Genomic DNA, 16,329 nt, shown 5'->3' with positions numbered 1-16,329 from the left:
TACTCTTTTCAGGACTGCTGGCTGCGCTTGGCTTCGTATGCGGACTTTACCTGATCGGCAGCCGCCTGCGGGGTCAATTGTCCAGTGAGCAGACCATCAGTGGACTTACTGAGCATCTGGAAAATGCCAGTCATATACGAACGATCGAACAGCGGAATCGTCTTGGTCTTCTTCTGCGTAACCCAATAATCATAGGTGTCTTGGAACTGACCAAGCGCGGAATCAACATTGCTCAGCGCCGAATTGTTCATGCTGGTCTTCACCAGTTTCTTCATATTCGCCGGCTCAGCCATGAAATCGACAAACTTCAATGCTTGTTCCTTGTGCTTGCTGGTCTTTGAGACGCCGAACGCCAAATCCTCACCGAGCGAGAAGTACGGCTTGCCGACTTCTGCGGGCACCGGCATCATGCCGAGCTTGACGTTGGGATTGTACGATTCGACAAGCTGGCCCTTGCTGTTCGAACGGAAGTAGAAGGCGGCCTTGTCGGAAGCCAGGGCGCGGGCGGTATCGTCGTTGGTCGCAGAGCTGTAATCGACGTTGAAGTACTTGGCGTCGACCCACTTCTTGACCAAAGAGGCGAACTTCACGTAAGTATCGGTGTCGAACTTGCCGGCCTTCAGATCCTTGAGCTGGCTCTGGGTATACATACCCGGAAGAATGTAATCCGCCAGGTCACCGGGGGCTCCGGCATCCTTCGCGTTGTTGACGATTGGGGTCATGCCTGCGGCCTTGATCTTGTCGCAAGCCTTTTCGAAATCGTCCCAAGTGGCGATGCCCTTTGGATCGACGCCGGCTTTCTGAAGTACCGTCTTGTTGTACATGATTCCGGAAACCTGAATATCAACAGGCAGCGTGTAGAAATGCCCCTTGGAATCCTTGAAGATGGAATCTCCGACCGACCTGAGGTTCTTGGCCCAAGGGCGATTTTGCATGGGCTCAAGGAAGTTGCTGTAACGATCCCTCGACCATCCATGCGTTGCCCACATATCCGGTGGATTGTGGCCGGCCAAGCGCACCTTGATGTCATTCTCATTCGAATTGGATCCGGGAAGAATCTTGATCTTGATGTTGGGATTCTTGGCCTCGAAATCCTTGGCCACCGCCTGTATCGCGGCCAGCTGGCTGGTTCCTTGCGACTGCATCGTCATGAATTCAATCGTGGCCGGTGCCGATGATTTGCTGCCAGTCGATTGCTGATTGTTGTTTCCGCAAGCCGAAAGCGACGTCATTGCCAAAGCCGCTGCAACCGCTGCAGCCGCTATTTTAACTTTCTTCATTGTTGCTCCTCTTTGTAGTGGGCTATTAACCGGATATCAGACAGCTACGTCCATTCCGGTTCAACAACAATTCGAATACTACTCGTGTAGATTCTATTTTGCAAATTGTTGCGATTTGTCCAGATGCACTCAGAAAACGCCTGTATTCCAATAAACATTCAGTCTTTCTGCAGGTCTATTCTTTCTTTATCTCGTGTAAATTTTGAATCGGTCTTATAATGAGTGCCGATTACCCTTAGTACGGAACTGACATATCACCGATGGAGGATGTCATGGCCAAAGCGACCCGTAACGACGTAGCCCGCCTCGCAGGTGTTTCCACAGCAGTAGTGAGCTATGTCTTCAACAACGGTCCTCGCCATGTTTCGGAAGGTACAACGCAAAAAGTCCTCGTGGCCGCCAAAAAGCTGCATTACAAACCCAACTCGATCGCCCGCGCGCTGCGAACCGGCAATTCCAACACCTTCGGCGCCATCATCAACGATCTGACCAACCCTTTTAACGCCGGGGTATACGAGGAACTTGAGATGCTCGCGGCAGAGCACGGATATTCAACATTGTTCGCCACCTCGCATGCTAGTCCCAAAAGGGAACAAGCGGTGATTGAGCAACTCGTCAATCGCAACGTGGAGGCGCTGTTCATCTCCCCATGCGAAAACATCGAACTCATTCCCCTGAATCCGGAAACGTGCAAATTCATCGTGTTCGATATCGACAGGAAGATAAACAACATAACGACTATTTCCGCGGACTACAAACAAGCCGTTCAGATCGGAATGAACCACCTTTTCAACCATGGCCATACCAATATCGCAATGATCATCGGAAAATCGAAAAACGGCATCACCGACAGTCGAATCGACGGATGGAACCTGGCCTACGCGCAACGCGGCATCCCGGCAGGACATATAGAATACAGCGAATTCACACGCGTCGGCGGCTACGAGGCGATGCTGAGAATTCTTGACTCCCCCAACCGTCCAACCGCCATATTCGCCGGCTCCGACCTCATCGCAATGGGGGCCTTGCGGGCCCTGCACGAACGCGGAATCAACGTTCCTGACGACATGGCGATCATTTCATTCGACGGCACCGTCGATTCTCAATACACCTACCCGGAATTAACCACGTTGGAGCAAAACCCTCAGGAAATCGCGCGGCTGGCATTCGAAGCGGCAACCAACGACGATGGCGAGCCCACGCTTCATCTTCTCAAGGCAAAGCTGGTGATTCGACAGTCCTGCGGGTGCAACCGGTGAAACCCGATAAATGGCCATCGGGAAATACTCAATATGGATCAGTCGCAAAACGTTCAATACAGCAATTATAATAACTACACGAGTAACTTTATCGAAATCAGAACGATAAGACCTCAGAACAGAGAAAGTACCATCAATGATTGATGAAATAATCTTGCTGCGTCATGGCAGGACACCATATAATCTCACTCATCACCTACAGGGACAGGTCGATGTCCCTTTGGATATCATCGGCCAATGGCAAGTCGACCAATCGGCTTTAGCCTTGGCCCAACAATATTATTGGGCCAAAGTAAGCAACATCAGGCGCCACCCAGAGCAACTCCCGCAGCCAAGCCCTGGGGCTGACAGGCGCAGCGATATTTCAGAATATCAAAACGCCCCCGCAGGCAAACGCGCCATGAAAGTAATTTCAAGCGATCTGTACCGAGCGGTTCAAACAGCCCATGCTTTTGCCGATATTCTAGGGCTTCCAGTCAAATTGGATTCACGTTTACGAGAGCAGAATTTCGGTACCTGGGACGGCAAAACCGAAGCGGAAATAAGGCAGATCGACTCCGAGGCTTTCGACGCATGGCAAACGCATCGGGCGGATCCTGAACGACTCGCCAGGCAATACGGCATTGAATCCCGTACCACGCTGGGACAGCGGGGCGCCGAAACGTTAACATCTTTCGTTCTTGACGCGGTCGAAGACCCGACACCCACAACGTTGATGCTCGTTGGGCACGGCGGTTTCATCACCGCGACGCTTGAAACCCTGCTCGGCATGGAAACTGAGAAGACTCCTCTCGGCGGAATATCCAACGCTTTCTGGTCGAAGCTCACTCCTGTCTATACAGCCTCCTCTACAGTGGAATGGAAATTGGCAGCATTTAATTGCGGTCCGGACATCGCTGCAGTAGTCGATTGGGACAACGGGCCCGAAGAACTGCGTACCGCCGACATGCCTCTGACTACACCGGGAATATAAAACAACATAATCAATAGAGGCTCTGACTCCCAGCTCTTCTAAACTGGGAGCATGTCTTCGGCCCTAGATATCGGGGCCCTTCCCTATCTTCCTAATTACTAACGGCACGTTTCCGCAACAACCCAGTGGACAAAGCCAAACCCAACACGATAACGGCAAGTCCGACGAGCCACAAATCGTCCTTGTAGGAAGCCCCAGTAAACGGTATCGCAACCGCCAACTCCTCCCACTTGGCGGCCAACGTCACGTCTTTGGTCACCGCGGTATTGGCGAAATCGAAGGTGTCCCCCTGCTGGCACATCCCTGCAACAGTGGCGGCACAGGTCCAACCCATGAAACGATAGCTGTCCCGAGAAGGCTCAGAAGTCGGAGCCGCGATCTTGTAGCCGCTATACACCTGCACCGACGACGGCTGCCCAGCCGGCAACGCGCCCTCACCGGGGTCGAACGCGACCGTGTGCTTCGCGACTTTGTACGGTTCGGTGATGGTGCCCGAAAACTTTCCAGTGGTATTGGGCAATTGCGCTTGTGCGGAGAACCTCTGCTTCAAGGAACTCGGAGAATCATCGGCGTTGAACGGCATCGGGCCAGCCCACATCAGCCGCTGGTGGTCGGCGTCGAATTGAGCCCCGCTGGGCGAGGTGTCTGGGTTGGACGTCGAATCGACGGCGGCCGCAATCACCGAGCCGCCCGACTTCTTCATCGTCACCGCCGTCGGCATCGACAGCCCTGGATCGGCCGTCAGGGTATCCTGCAAGGTCACGCTCTGGTTGTCAGCGCAGAAACTGGAAGTTCCGACATCGCAACTGTCTGGTTTGCCCCAGTTCAACCCCGTCAAGCCGCTCAGTGACGAGATATCTCGAATATGGTTGCTGCCGATATAGAGCGTGTCCAGTCCAGCCAGCCCCGCCAAAGGCGATACATCCGAGATGTCGTTGTGATGCAACCACAATTTAGCGAGAGTGTCTACGTCGCGCAGGGAACTGATGTTACTAATCTTATTGGAGGATAGCCCAAGCGTGTTCAAATACGCAAAATTCGCATGATCGATGACGCTGATATCGTCAATCTTGTTGTTGTCCAGATACAGCGCATACATTCCTGTGAACGACGTCCATGAAGCGATGGATTGGATCTTATTGTTCTGGAGTCGTACCGTATTCAATGCAGACAGGTGTGCCAAAGGCGAGACATCGACAATAGCATTGTTGTTCAGATTCAGAGTCTGCAAATCCACCAATCCGGAAAGACTGCGCAAATCAGAAATGCTATTGTCGGCAAGATACAAGGTTGTCAGATTCGTCAATCCGGAAAGATTGCTCAGGTCGGTTACCCCGTCGCCGTTCGCGAAGAGGTTCTTCAGCTTATTCAGATGTTTCAGCTGGTGCAGATCACGGCTGTGCTCATTAAGCACGTGTCCGGAAACGTTGCTGATATGCAATTGCCCCAAGCCTGTGAGTGTCTGCAAGCCGTCCAGCTCGGAGATGCTCAGCGGATTATCGTCCGTTTCATGCCCCTGAGTCGCGTTGTAATTCAGACTTCCGAAGTTCAATGCGTCCCGCAGCGTCCAAGTATCCGAAACCTGCAAACCGACGTTCGCTTGTGCCTCATGAATCAACGTTTGTTGCAACGTCTCGTCGGGGAAACACGCAGCGACCGTATCAATACCCATAGCGCACCTGTGTCCGGCCGAAGCGTCCTCATAACCCCACAGGGCCCATACCGTCTCATCGCCGTGGACTTGCGCCGTGGTGTCGAATGAAGTCATCGCACCTTCGCCGGTGGCGTCCCCGGGGTCTTTGCTCACGCCCCAACCCATGAACTTGATGCCCTGATTATAGGGCTCCGGATCCGGCGGGGGCGAAGGCTGCCCGCCATCAGGCACGGAATCGGCCTTCAACGTGATCGCCCAACCGGCAATGCCGCTGGAATCCATCTGCGTCTTGAACGTCACCGTATAGTTCGTCCTCACCCATACCGCATACACCGTCTGAGGGCTTTCCGGCATCGTCATCGTACCCACCACGTGGGCTTCGGCATCCGAAAGCGTGTCGAACGGGGCCAGTTTCGTCGTCGACCAGCCCACGAACTTCATGCCGTTCCGGGTTGGCTCGCTGGCTTGACAATCTCCTGCGGAACCGGCCGGCAAGGTAACCGTCTCGCCGGAAACGTGTGGTGACGAGCAAGCTTGGGCCCCGTGCTCGGATTCTGCTTTGGCCTGTAACGTTCCGGTCGGCGATGTTCCGATGCCGCCGTTCGCATCGTAGGTCAGCGGATAGGTTACGTTGAAACCGGCATTATCGGCGGCATGCTCCTGCAAATCGACACCTACGGACGGAGCGTGGTTCCCTGTCTGTGAAACCTGTCGCTGCAAATCCCGGGAAACGCTATGTTGTAAGTCCTGACGCCGCAAGTTTCCGAAACCAACATGTTGTACGTTTTTTGCCGCGGAATCGGCATTGGATATGTCCCCGGCTTCCCGAAAGGCCGATGACGCATCATTCCTCCGTGAAAACGAAACCGATGACGTGTTCTTCACAGCCGCACTGTTCGCGTACCTACCCAAAACAGACTTCTGCTGAAAAACGACGACGACCACGCCGAGGCATAGAGCCAGCAGCGTCAAAACCATGGCAATCCACAGCCACTTATGCGTCCGCATCCGCACGATAACCCCCTTCCAGCGGCATGGCATATCGCGCCCCAATTTGCGTGTTCAAACGCACACTACTACTCGCGATACCAGCATTCACTGAAATCATGCAGTCATACAATTGTTCTTAGAAAACAATCCCCCAATGGCAAATATTGTATTATATGCCGACGCAATATTCAACAATTTCATAATTTTTAAATAAAAAATGTACCATAAATATACAAAATATGGAGCAACAAACGCATTACATCGAGACCTCTGGCGATATACTTTGAGCACGATACTGCACATGGCCGCTTAAAGACACAGCAATGACCCGCCGCTCTTCTAGACTGAAAGCATGTCTTTGGCCCTGGATATCGTCCTTGTTTTCGTCTTTCTGATCATCGGTGGCGTGTTTTCGTGCACCGAGCTCGCGCTGGTGAGCCTGCGCGGCTCGCAGCTCGACGAGATGGAGCAGGAAGACGCGCGCGGGCAGAAAGTCGCTCACATCGCGCGCGACCCGAACACTTTCCTTTCCACCGTGCAAATTGGCGTGACACTTTCTGGCTTCTTCTCGGCATCGTTCGGCGAATCAGCCATCGCGCCCTGGGTCGAGCCGGTCGTGGAAAGCTGGGGGATTCCGCACCATATCGCTTCGCCAGGCACCACCATCGTCTTGACGCTCATCATTTCCTTCTGCGACATCGTCATCGCGGAAATGGTGCCGAAGCGCATCGCCATGCAACGCACCGAGCAGATCGCGCGCGCCGCGGTGCCGGCCATCGATATCTTCGCTCGTATCTGCCGGCCGATCATCTGGCTCATCGGCAAAAGCACTAACGGCATTGTGCGGCTTCTGGGCTTCGACCCGAGCCAGACCGAAACCGAGGTCAGCGACAAGGAACTGCGCGTGCTGGTCAATTCCAACACCAACCTCAGCAAGGACGAACGCACCATTTTGGACGACGTGTTCGACGCCTCGGAAACCATTGTGGCTGAGGTGATGCGGCCCCGCGCTGATGTCGTTTTCTTGGAAGGTTCGCAGCCGATCGAGGAGGCCGCGAAATATGTGCGCGAGATGCCATATTCCCGCTACCCTGTCACCGGCAAGGACTTTGACGACGTGCTCGGTTTTGTGCACGTCCGCGATTTGCTCGACGTGCGCGACCCGAACGCGAAAACCGTCGCCGACGTAACCCGTGAAGGGATTTCGCTGCCCGGCACTTCGAAGATTCTGCCAAGTTTGGCTTTGTTGCGCAAGCGGGGGATTCACTTGGCCGTAGTCATCGACGAATACGGCGGCACCGACGGCATCGTCACGCTGGAGGATATGACCGAGGAACTGGTCGGCGATATCCGCGACGAATACGATTTGCCAGAAGATAATAACGGCGCTGCGGCAAACGGCGTAGGCGACGGCCGCAACGGCGAAACCGCATTCGTCGACGGCGTAGTCACGGTCGACGGCGGCATGACCATCGAGGACTTCGCCGACCTCACCGGCATCGAGCTGGAAGACGGACCTTACGAAACGGTCGCCGGCTACTTCCTCGCGCACACCGGCCGCATGGGCGAGGTAGGCGAAACCCTCCACTCCGACGACGGCTACGACATGGTGGTCACCAAGGTCGACGGTCGACGCATCGAAACCATTGAAGTCCGCAAGAGTGGGCTGGATGATGCGGACGCGGCCGAAACAAGTAAGTAGCACAATACCAAGCCACCAATTGCCCACAGCAACGGCACTCAGCGGCCTAAAAATGGCGAAGCTCCAAATTTGCGCCATAAATAAGCCACCGAGAGTTAGTCAACGGCACATTTATGTCGTGAATCTATTTTTGCGCCATAAATAAGCCACTGACGCATACTCAGCAGGCTTTTTATGGCGGAAATTTAATTTACTGCCATAAAAGGGCCACTGACGTGTGCTCAGCGACTTAAAACTGGCGATACCGAGAACAAAAAGCTGCAACCCAGCATCGCTTTCTGCATCATCCAACATTTTTCTGCATCACTTTGCTATAATATGATGCAGAAAAATAATTATTGATCCAGAAAATGGTGCAGATAACATGCATACTTTCGACTATGAGAAATCTGGACACGAGTTGCTGACGACGCAGACCGTGAATCTGCTCAATGCGGTTCACGAAGCTAAAGGGCGACAGAATGTGCAGCTGCAAGTTAGTCCTGAGCTCGCAGAGCCACTTGCCAACGTCGCACGCATCCAAAGCACTGACGCGTCAAATCGCATCGAGGGAATCTCGACTACCAACAAACGCTTAGCCGGTATCGTCAGTGAAAAAGTGGCGCCGCGAAACCGCGACGAGGAGGAAATCGCCGGTTATCGCGACGTCCTCAAGACCATCCACGAAAATTATGCGTATATACCGCTGAAACCGAACGTCATTTTGCAGCTGCACCGCGATCTCTTCAAGCACACACCACTTGCTTTCGCCGGCCACTGGAAAGATAGCGACAATATGATCGTCGAAACAGATGGAACCGGCCACGCGAAGGTTAGGTTCAGGCCGCCATCGGCGCTTCAGACGCCGGAACTCGTGGCGAAGACTTGCGACGATTACAACAAAACGAACGAAGCCGGCGACATTGATCCCTTACTGCTGACCTGCATGTTCGTCTTCGATTTCACCTGCATCCACCCGTTCAATGACGGCAATGGCCGCATGAGCCGGCTACTGACGCTGCTTCTGCTCTACCGTTCCGGTTATGAAATCGGAAAATATATCAGCATCGAGCACCTTATCGAGCAAAGCAGAGCCACCTACTATGAGGCTTTGGCCGCAAGCACCGTCGGCTGGAACGAAAATACCAATAATCACACGCCATTCGTCAACTATCTGCTCGGCATCATTCTGACGGCCTACCGTGAGTTTGACGAACGCGCCGCAATCGTAAGCACTCCAACTCCCGCGCGCCATTCGATAACAAAAAAGCAACGCATCACCGACGTTCTCAATCAAAGTCTTAGTCCGCTCTCCAAAGCCGATATCCAGCAAACACTTCCCGATATCAGTACTTCGACCATCGAACGCACGCTTAAAACCCTGCTCAACGACAACCAAATCCAAAAGCTCGGCACAGGTCGATCCACCAGATATGTGAGTTTGCACCGCTAAAACGTACTGAATTCACTACGACACTGAACGCGCTTAAGAGCATTCCGCTGACACCAGAAAGGCATTTCTGGAATATCGCGAACTTCTAAAAATAAGGCTGATTGTGACACTGCCAAAATACCGAAATAGCAACGAAGCCGACATCAATGTTCAAAAAACAAATGGTCGACTACCAAGTTTGCAAATGCTTGATGTTCAAAAAAGCAAATGATCAACTCTCAAGTTTGCGAATAATCCCGCCATTCGAAAATAGAACAGAAGTGAAATCAAAATACTGCCCAGAACGCCGGAATAACTGGAAAGATTGGCATCAACTTTAAAAAAGCAAGCAGCTAACCTTTAAGTTTGCAAACGCACAACCTTCAAAAAAGCAAATGCTCAACCTTTAAGTTTGCAAATTGCTAATTGATAAAACATGTACGGAATGAAGAATTGTCCTCAAAAAAGAACGAGCGGACTTCATATTTGAGATATCGATTCTGTCCGATTTTGACATATACCGATAATGCGATACTATTTACTCTCAGTAAGAGTACTAATAGTTAGAGTAGGGGTGTACCATGGCACTGCCTTCCATCGAACTCATGACGCTCGGGGCGTTGAAAGACCACCCGATGAGCGCTTATGACATCAACAAATTCCTTGCCTCGCGCGGCGTAAACAACTGGGTTCAGGTCAGTGAGCAATCCGTCTACCGAATCGCCATCAAACTTTGCGATGACGGCTATACCGCGATCGACACCGACGATTCTGAAGCTTCCTCGCAAAAGCGCGTCTACTCCATAACGTCAAAAGGTACGCAGCATTTCGATGATCTTATGGACGAAATCGCCTCGGCACCGCCACACATCACTTTCGACTTTGTGGCAATGGTTGCGAATCTTTATCAGACCGACGAAGCCACCGGTCGTCGTTTGCTTACGACACTCGAAACGAACCATCGCAGCGTGGCCGAATGGATGCGAAACTCCGTCGCTGATCTGCCGTTCAGCGAGGCGAGCGAGACCGTGCTGCTTTGCGCCGATACCTATGCCCTCATCGCACACTGGGCACATCATTTTCAAGAAAATTTCTATCATGATTCGACATCTGTCGAAACCAGCAATCCTGCTGATGAGAACGATAGCACTACAGAAAATACAAATTCCCAAAGCAAATCAACAGATTTCATCATCGCCAATCCGCAACAAACCCAAACCTTGAATGATTCAATAAGAAACGAAACCGAAATGCAGAAACAAAACAGCCCAACCGTCATTGTGAAAAACCAACGGTTCACCGGCTCACTGCCGATTACAAAACTTGATTTCCACTTGCATTCGATGGCTGGCCGAATCACCACCCAACCGAGCGATTCCGGCGCGTTCGAAATCAAATTCCACCATTGCAAGGCCTCCGACTTTCAGATCGCGAACACGGCTGGTACGTTACACATCGCCAATACCGGAACACCCTGGGACCATATGTCTCTGATGAACGTCTTCAATCCCGCCCAATGGAACGCCTATGTCGAAGTGATCATTCCAGTCTCACAGCCGATGGCACAAACGACCGCCGCCCTCAACAGCTCAAGTCTCGTCATCGCCGGACTGGAAAGTCATGACTTTGACCTCAATCTGCATAGCAGTTCCGCTAAAATCAACGACATCTCGGTTGACGCCGCCTCTTTGACGACCCATGGCGGAAGCGTGAAATGGAACGGAAACGTGCGCAATAATCTTGATATCAATTGTCACAACAGCAGTGCTCGCATATCTGGCTTACCGCGGAATTTCGGTTATCTGGCGGAACTCCACAGCAGCACCCTGACAGTCGACGGCCAGCCGATTATCGCCAACAGGCACTCCGCCAGCCGACCGGGAACACCGATGGTGGATGTCAACCTACATTCCAGCAGCATTTCGCTTGATTGATGAGGAATATGCAACCGTCAATACGGTCATTGACGAAAACAGAATGAAGTTACGTCGAAATAATTTTCAACTGAACCCACAACAGCCATAACACAAAGCAAAAATCCATAACACATTTTACATAATCGAGATAAACAACAGTGCAGCAAGGCCTCAGAACACCGCACAACGCAAAGGAAAACCATAGAGCGCAACGCGAATCTGGACGTTGGGCGGCGTTTTGTCAGACAATCTTGCAGATGACGTGGCGAACCCTTCAATACACGCAAACTTTGGGCTCGATAACTAGCAACAACCCAGCCTCGTTACCTCAAAAACCGCGACATTTCAAGGTTTTCGGCGCGATTGGGCTAATGATGAACCGCTGAGATGCACACTACTAATCATTAGAATAGTAATTAGCAATATTCACCAAAGGAAGGAAAACAACTATGGCAAATGAATTTTTGAGCCCTGGTATTGATCAGGCAGCATCCGATAAGATCGTCTCGATTCTGCAGAATCGTTTGGCGCAGGAGGAAGAGGCCTCGTTGATCCTGAAGCACGCGCACTGGAACGTTTCCGGTCCAAGCTTCATCGGCGTGCACGAAATGATCGATCCTGAGGTCGACGCCGTGCGCAACATGGCCGACGAGACCGCAGAGCGCATCGCCACCCTTGGCGGCAGCGCCGAAGGCACTCCGGAGTCCATCATCAGCAACCGCACCTGGAGTGAATTCAAGCTCATGGGCCGCCAGAACACCCAGGATTATCTGAAGGCACTGGTCGACTACTACGCCGACTTCATCGTCGCCGAGCGCAAGGCCTACGAAGAGCTCGATCCGATCGACGTCATCAGCTCCAACATCATGCAGGATCACGTGCAGGAACTCGAGCACTTCAACTGGTTCATGAACAGCCACCTGATCGAAGAGCAGGCCCACGCCTGAGCTTTAGGGCTGTCCGGTTCCGCCGAGTAATGTCGAGTAATCACATTCGCGTGAAACCTTATGAACTCTAATAACCATAAGTGCGCCGTCACCCATTCAAATATGGGTGGCGGCGCACTTTTATATCAAGCTATATCAGTTCTATTCAGTCCTCGCGATAGACCCGCTGGGCCGAAGCCTGCGCGCGCGGGCGGACCACGATCGAATCGATATCAACGCTATCGGGCAAGTCGAGCGCCCATTCGATGCACTCGGCAATGTCGTCGCCTGTCAACGGACTCGGCACGCCCCGGTAGACGGCATCGGCCTTGGCTTTGTCGCCATGGAAGCGGTTGAGCGAGAATTCCTTGGTCCGCACCATGCCGGGCGAGACGTCGATGACTCGCAGTGGCTCACCGACCTGCTCGAAACGGAGCGTCTGGGCCAGTACACGCTCGGCGGACTTCACACCGCAATATCCGCCGCCGCCTTCGTAAGGTTCGATACCAGCCGTCGAGGAAACGACCACGACGGTGCCGCCGCCTGGCGCCTTCTTCAGGGCCGGCAGCAGTTTCTGGGTGATGCGCAACGTACCGAGCACATTGACGTCATACATTTTGCGCCAGTCATCGACGTTGCACTCTTCAATCGGATCTTGTCCGATGGCCCCGCCGGCACAATTGACCAGCGCCTTCACCGGTCCACCGCGCAAAATCCTCGCGACTGCAGCCTGCGTCGACATCTCATTGGTCACGTCGCACACCACGTATTCGCAGGCGTCGCCAAGCTGGTCAGAAAGCTTGATAAGCTTGTCTTTCCGCCGTGCAAGCGCCACAACCTTCCAGCCGACCGACGCCAGCTGCAACGCCGTCGCGCGCCCGATGCCGCTGGATGCGCCAGTGACCACCACACGCTTGGACGTCACGGTATTGCCGAGCCTGATTTCCGATTTTCCTTCATTTTCCGACGTATCGCCGGCCAATGTTCCCGCCATTCAAGAAACCTCCTCGCTGCCCTTTCGAGCACGCTATGTAGATGCCACCGCGTCACCGAGGCGGCAATACTTCAATAGTAACGCTACCGCAAAATCCGTCGTTTAACCCTCGGCAAGACACATAAAAATGCATAGATATCCATAACTTCCCTTTTAAGAGCTGGGTCGAGCTCGCAAATTCGGAAAAATGGGGGTCATCATTGGTCGATGCTCACACTAGCCCAGGGTTACCAAAAGATGCTGTATGTATTTCCATCTTTCTTTTGGCAACCATGGGTTAGTGTGAGCGAGAATTTTGTTACCACACCATTTCGCGGTTGAGATCGCGCCGCAACACCCGCCAGTTCGGCAGATATCGGCTCATCCGCCGCTGGAATTCGGTTCCATGGCCACTCGCCCAAAGATGCGTCATCTCGTGGACGAGCACATATTCGAGAAATCGTGAATCCATCAGTCCGAGCTGCAGGTTGAGGCGGATACGCCCGGTCGCGGGCGTGCAGGACCCCCAGCGCGAGGTCATCAACCGCAGCGTGATATGCGTCGGCTTCCGCCCAATGACTGACCCCCACCGCTCCAACAACGTGGGAAGTTGCGCGTTGATATTGGCCTGTGCCAAACGCTTGCGCTCATCCGTCCATTGGAACCCAGCACTATGGCTTTGCCCGTTGCCGCCGGCGGCAAGGCGCCCACTGGTACCGACACCCCCGATTGCATTACCATCGAAATCAGGTTGGGTCCCTCGCGTTCCAAGATCCTGTAAGCCATCGAAATCATATGGGATACGACGCTGAGCCTCCTGGAGTCTCCGGCGTTGCTCATCGATCCAGTTCCGGCGTTGCCGCACGAAATCGGCAATCCGCTCGTCGCTCATCCTCGCCGGCGCGCTTACTTCGATTTTCCCGGCCGGCGGCTTGACGCGCAGATACATATTCCGCATGGTCTTGCGAGTCACGCTGACATCCAAATCATCTACGCGCAGTATGGCGCTGGAAACGGTTCTGGCTTTCGACCGGCGACGATAAGGCATGCCTGCATTGTCTCGCACGCGATTGACCTGTACCAAGGGCAAACGATTCGCCGACTCCCCCGGCGTCCAACAAAATACAGGCCAAAATTCCAGCGCATTGGGGGCTGAAACGATGCTTATACCTCCAAACCGTCAGCAAAACCTTACGTCGCACCTGGATTGGAGGCAGAACCCACCGTTTACTGCCCCTAACCCTAAGACAACGGAGCATATTCTTCGTGATAGAGGCGGTAGCACCCATCCCCTAAATTTACATAGCAAATGGCCTCGAAACTTTAACGGCACAAAATCCGAGCTACATTTGACATCGCTGACGCTTGTTCTCGCCAAAGCCGTGATAGACATCGGCCATTCTGCAATCGCTCATTGTAAACGGCATATCTTCAACAAACGTTCACGACACGCAAGGACGTTGGGTTGACTATCAACGTCTAGATGGTAAACTAATCCTTTGTACGTCTTAAAGCGTGCTGATTGGGCCCGTAGCTCAGCTGGTTAGAGCGCATCCCTGATAAGGATGAGGTCGGAGGTTCAAGTCCTCCCGGGCCCACGCAAGGTTCTCAAAGTTCAAATCCCGAAGGTTTCACTTAAGAATCGTTGTGTTTCTGGGGCTATGGCGCAGCTGGTAGCGCATCTGCTTTGCAAGCAGAGGGTCGCCGGTTCGAACCCGGCTAGCTCCACTCCCAAAGCATTGAAGCAGGATACCTATTATCTTATTAATAACAGGAAAAACAACAATATTAAAAAGAATTTAATATTCTCTCAACTCTGTTTGTCGTAAATCTGTTCTGCAGACGGCTTTACACGCCGAATAAAATCTGCCATCCCAGGCACGGTAAACGCAACTTTTCCACGTTCCGGAGAATAGATTAGTCCAAGTTCGATTAATTTTCCTCTCATTTTTGATAGTTCACGCGGATCTCGATTCATACATTCCGCAATTTTACCTGTTGCGTAACCATTTTCCTCATCTTCACGATCATTCATCGAAGCCATGGCCATAAGATATGTACGGCCTGCAGGGGTTGCCCGTTGCCATCTAGAAGCATATAATCCCTCATCAAGTGATCTGCGAGCTTCTGCCTCCCCTCGTTCTACAGCTTCAAGCGGAATGGGGGAAATGGTCGACTGGTTCCAAGCAGCTGCTCCATAAGCCTGTACAAAATAGGGATAACCCTGCGAGTCTTCCACCAACCTTTCAAGTGCCTCATCATTGAATTTTCTACCTCCCTTCGCGACAGTGTTTTGGAACCCTAGTGCGGTGTCCTCATACGATAGCCTGCCCACCTTTCGATAATCAAAAAGCCGCTCAGCGTATGATCGTGATTTTGTAAGCGCTTCTGGCAAATCCGGCAAGCCAACGCCGACAATATAGAACGGCAGATTCTCTTGCCCCATACGATGCTGTAATGTAATCAACGTGCCCATGAGCTCAGAGGACATTTCCTGAAATTCATCAATAAAAACAAATAGTCCAAGGTCAGAGTCTTGAGCAGCTTGCGAAATCTCTTCAATCAACAATTCAAGCTGATACGCATTGGAATGAGGCATGTTACCATACATGTCGCCAGTGGATTTCATAACACTCATCCCGTTGCCTAAAACATTAACCGACATGGATTGGACGTTCTCAAAAATATTAAGAATTCTTTGACGAAACTTCGTATTGACTACATTTCTACTAACTTTCGCAAGACCTTTGAACAATTCAACATAATCATCAGTATCATTACCGGTAGCTTCGATACGCACAGTCGGCATATGCATTTTTTGGGCCATATTTTGGAGTCTAATCAATAAAACAGTTTTACCAACACCGCGCAAACCGCGATAGATAATACCTTGAGACGTTCGTTTGGCTTTAGTCCGTGCCAACAATAAATCCATAAGCTCAAGCTCATGTTCTCTGCCAACCAATGTAGCTGGTTGACGTCCCGCGCCAGGAGAAAATGGATTCAAGGCTTTCAGCAGTGAGATTTCTACAGGACTTTCAATGTGTTCCACCATAAGCCACACCATTTTTGTCTTTTTATTATCATTTATTCTATATTATGCCATATTTCAAAAATATTTAGCATAATATGGAATAAATTTATTAGACAGAACGCTAACGAATTTTTCTTTAATCACATTTCCTTAGTAAAAAGTTAAGATTTTCAAGAAAAAGTCTTTACTCGGCACGCGCAATGAACTATTC

The 16,329-nt window shown here is 52.0% G+C and carries 12 protein-coding genes and 2 tRNA genes; 8 read left to right on the top strand and 6 right to left on the bottom strand.

The annotated features are described in order from the left end of the window. Window positions 1–8: 8 nt before the first annotated feature. Window positions 9–1,280: an ABC transporter substrate-binding protein gene (locus PT275_RS07740; RefSeq protein WP_277153809.1), complete on the bottom strand. Its 1,272-nt coding sequence runs from the start codon at window positions 1,278–1,280 to the stop codon at window positions 9–11. Window positions 1,281–1,552: 272 nt separating this feature from the next. On the opposite strand from PT275_RS07740, the gene PT275_RS07735 reads away from it, so the two are divergent. Further along, window positions 1,553–2,539 (top strand): LacI family DNA-binding transcriptional regulator, encoded by a 987-nt coding sequence (locus tag PT275_RS07735; RefSeq protein ID WP_277153808.1) that lies wholly within the window; start codon window positions 1,553–1,555, stop codon window positions 2,537–2,539. A gap of 136 nt (window positions 2,540–2,675) precedes the next feature. Beyond that, entirely contained in the window at window positions 2,676–3,512 is an 837-nt protein-coding gene (locus tag PT275_RS07730) for a histidine phosphatase family protein (protein WP_277153807.1), read from the top strand. Between the two features lie 91 nt (window positions 3,513–3,603). On the opposite strand, the gene PT275_RS07725 is transcribed toward PT275_RS07730, so the two are convergent. Next, complete coding sequence (locus tag PT275_RS07725; protein ID WP_277153806.1) at window positions 3,604–5,832, bottom strand: leucine-rich repeat domain-containing protein; 2,229 nt, start codon at window positions 5,830–5,832, stop codon at window positions 3,604–3,606. A gap of 676 nt (window positions 5,833–6,508) precedes the next feature. Here PT275_RS07725 and PT275_RS07720 point away from each other — a divergent pair. Further along, a complete protein-coding gene (locus tag PT275_RS07720; protein ID WP_277153805.1) occupies window positions 6,509–7,858 on the top strand; it encodes a hemolysin family protein in 1,350 nt (449 codons plus the stop codon). A 111-nt stretch (window positions 7,859–7,969) separates the two neighbouring features. On the opposite strand, the gene PT275_RS07715 is transcribed toward PT275_RS07720, so the two are convergent. Beyond that, window positions 7,970–8,152, bottom strand: coding sequence for a hypothetical protein (locus tag PT275_RS07715; RefSeq protein ID WP_277153804.1), 183 nt, complete (start codon window positions 8,150–8,152; stop codon window positions 7,970–7,972). A gap of 70 nt (window positions 8,153–8,222) precedes the next feature. On the opposite strand from PT275_RS07715, the gene PT275_RS07710 reads away from it, so the two are divergent. The 3 genes from PT275_RS07710 to PT275_RS07700 all read left to right on the top strand — a co-directional run bounded on the left by PT275_RS07710 (window position 8,223) and on the right by PT275_RS07700 (window position 12,132). Beyond that, window positions 8,223–9,290 (top strand): Fic family protein, encoded by a 1,068-nt coding sequence (locus tag PT275_RS07710; RefSeq protein ID WP_277153803.1) that lies wholly within the window; start codon window positions 8,223–8,225, stop codon window positions 9,288–9,290. 560 nt (window positions 9,291–9,850) lie between these two features. Further along, window positions 9,851–11,203, top strand: coding sequence for a PadR family transcriptional regulator (locus tag PT275_RS07705; protein WP_277153802.1), 1,353 nt, complete (start codon window positions 9,851–9,853; stop codon window positions 11,201–11,203). Window positions 11,204–11,634: 431 nt separating this feature from the next. Further along, a complete protein-coding gene (locus PT275_RS07700; protein ID WP_277153801.1) occupies window positions 11,635–12,132 on the top strand; it encodes a DNA starvation/stationary phase protection protein in 498 nt (165 codons plus the stop codon). A gap of 145 nt (window positions 12,133–12,277) precedes the next feature. Here the strand turns inward: PT275_RS07700 and PT275_RS07695 are convergent, their stop codons facing one another. Both PT275_RS07695 and PT275_RS07690 read right to left on the bottom strand, forming a co-directional pair. Further along, entirely contained in the window at window positions 12,278–13,105 is an 828-nt protein-coding gene (locus PT275_RS07695) for an SDR family NAD(P)-dependent oxidoreductase (RefSeq protein WP_277153800.1), read from the bottom strand. A 298-nt stretch (window positions 13,106–13,403) separates the two neighbouring features. After that, window positions 13,404–14,132: a SprT family zinc-dependent metalloprotease gene (locus PT275_RS07690; protein WP_277153799.1), complete on the bottom strand. Its 729-nt coding sequence runs from the start codon at window positions 14,130–14,132 to the stop codon at window positions 13,404–13,406. A 476-nt stretch (window positions 14,133–14,608) separates the two neighbouring features. On the opposite strand from PT275_RS07690, the gene PT275_RS07685 reads away from it, so the two are divergent. Then, window positions 14,609–14,682, top strand: a tRNA-Ile gene (locus tag PT275_RS07685). A gap of 57 nt (window positions 14,683–14,739) precedes the next feature. Beyond that, window positions 14,740–14,812, top strand: a tRNA-Ala gene (locus PT275_RS07680). Window positions 14,813–14,894: 82 nt separating this feature from the next. Here PT275_RS07680 and PT275_RS07675 read toward each other — a convergent pair. Beyond that, window positions 14,895–16,139 (bottom strand): ATP-binding protein, encoded by a 1,245-nt coding sequence (locus PT275_RS07675; protein ID WP_277153798.1) that lies wholly within the window; start codon window positions 16,137–16,139, stop codon window positions 14,895–14,897. Window positions 16,140–16,329 lie beyond the last annotated feature (190 nt).

This window comes from Bifidobacterium sp. ESL0745 (assembly GCF_029433335.1).
Classification (GTDB): Bacteria; Actinomycetota; Actinomycetes; order Actinomycetales; family Bifidobacteriaceae; genus Bifidobacterium.
This window is presented reverse-complemented; position numbering and strand designations above follow the sequence as displayed.

Bases quoted from the DNA above. Each gene is read 5' to 3' on its own strand.
- PT275_RS07740 (WP_277153809.1), bottom strand. From the start codon at position 1,280: ATGAAGAAAGTTAAAATAGCGGCTGCAGCGGTTGCAGCGGCTTTGGCA.
- PT275_RS07735 (WP_277153808.1), top strand. From the start codon at position 1,553: ATGGCCAAAGCGACCCGTAACGACGTAGCCCGCCTCGCAGGTGTTTCC.
- PT275_RS07730 (WP_277153807.1), top strand. From the start codon at position 2,676: ATGATTGATGAAATAATCTTGCTGCGTCATGGCAGGACACCATATAAT.
- PT275_RS07720 (WP_277153805.1), top strand. From the start codon at position 6,509: ATGTCTTTGGCCCTGGATATCGTCCTTGTTTTCGTCTTTCTGATCATC.
- PT275_RS07715 (WP_277153804.1), bottom strand. From the start codon at position 8,152: ATGTTGGATGATGCAGAAAGCGATGCTGGGTTGCAGCTTTTTGTTCTC.
- PT275_RS07710 (WP_277153803.1), top strand. From the start codon at position 8,223: ATGCATACTTTCGACTATGAGAAATCTGGACACGAGTTGCTGACGACG.
- PT275_RS07705 (WP_277153802.1), top strand. From the start codon at position 9,851: ATGGCACTGCCTTCCATCGAACTCATGACGCTCGGGGCGTTGAAAGAC.
- PT275_RS07700 (WP_277153801.1), top strand. From the start codon at position 11,635: ATGGCAAATGAATTTTTGAGCCCTGGTATTGATCAGGCAGCATCCGAT.
- PT275_RS07695 (WP_277153800.1), bottom strand. From the start codon at position 13,105: ATGGCGGGAACATTGGCCGGCGATACGTCGGAAAATGAAGGAAAATCG.
- PT275_RS07690 (WP_277153799.1), bottom strand. From the start codon at position 14,132: ATGCCTTATCGTCGCCGGTCGAAAGCCAGAACCGTTTCCAGCGCCATA.
- PT275_RS07675 (WP_277153798.1), bottom strand. From the start codon at position 16,139: ATGGTGGAACACATTGAAAGTCCTGTAGAAATCTCACTGCTGAAAGCC.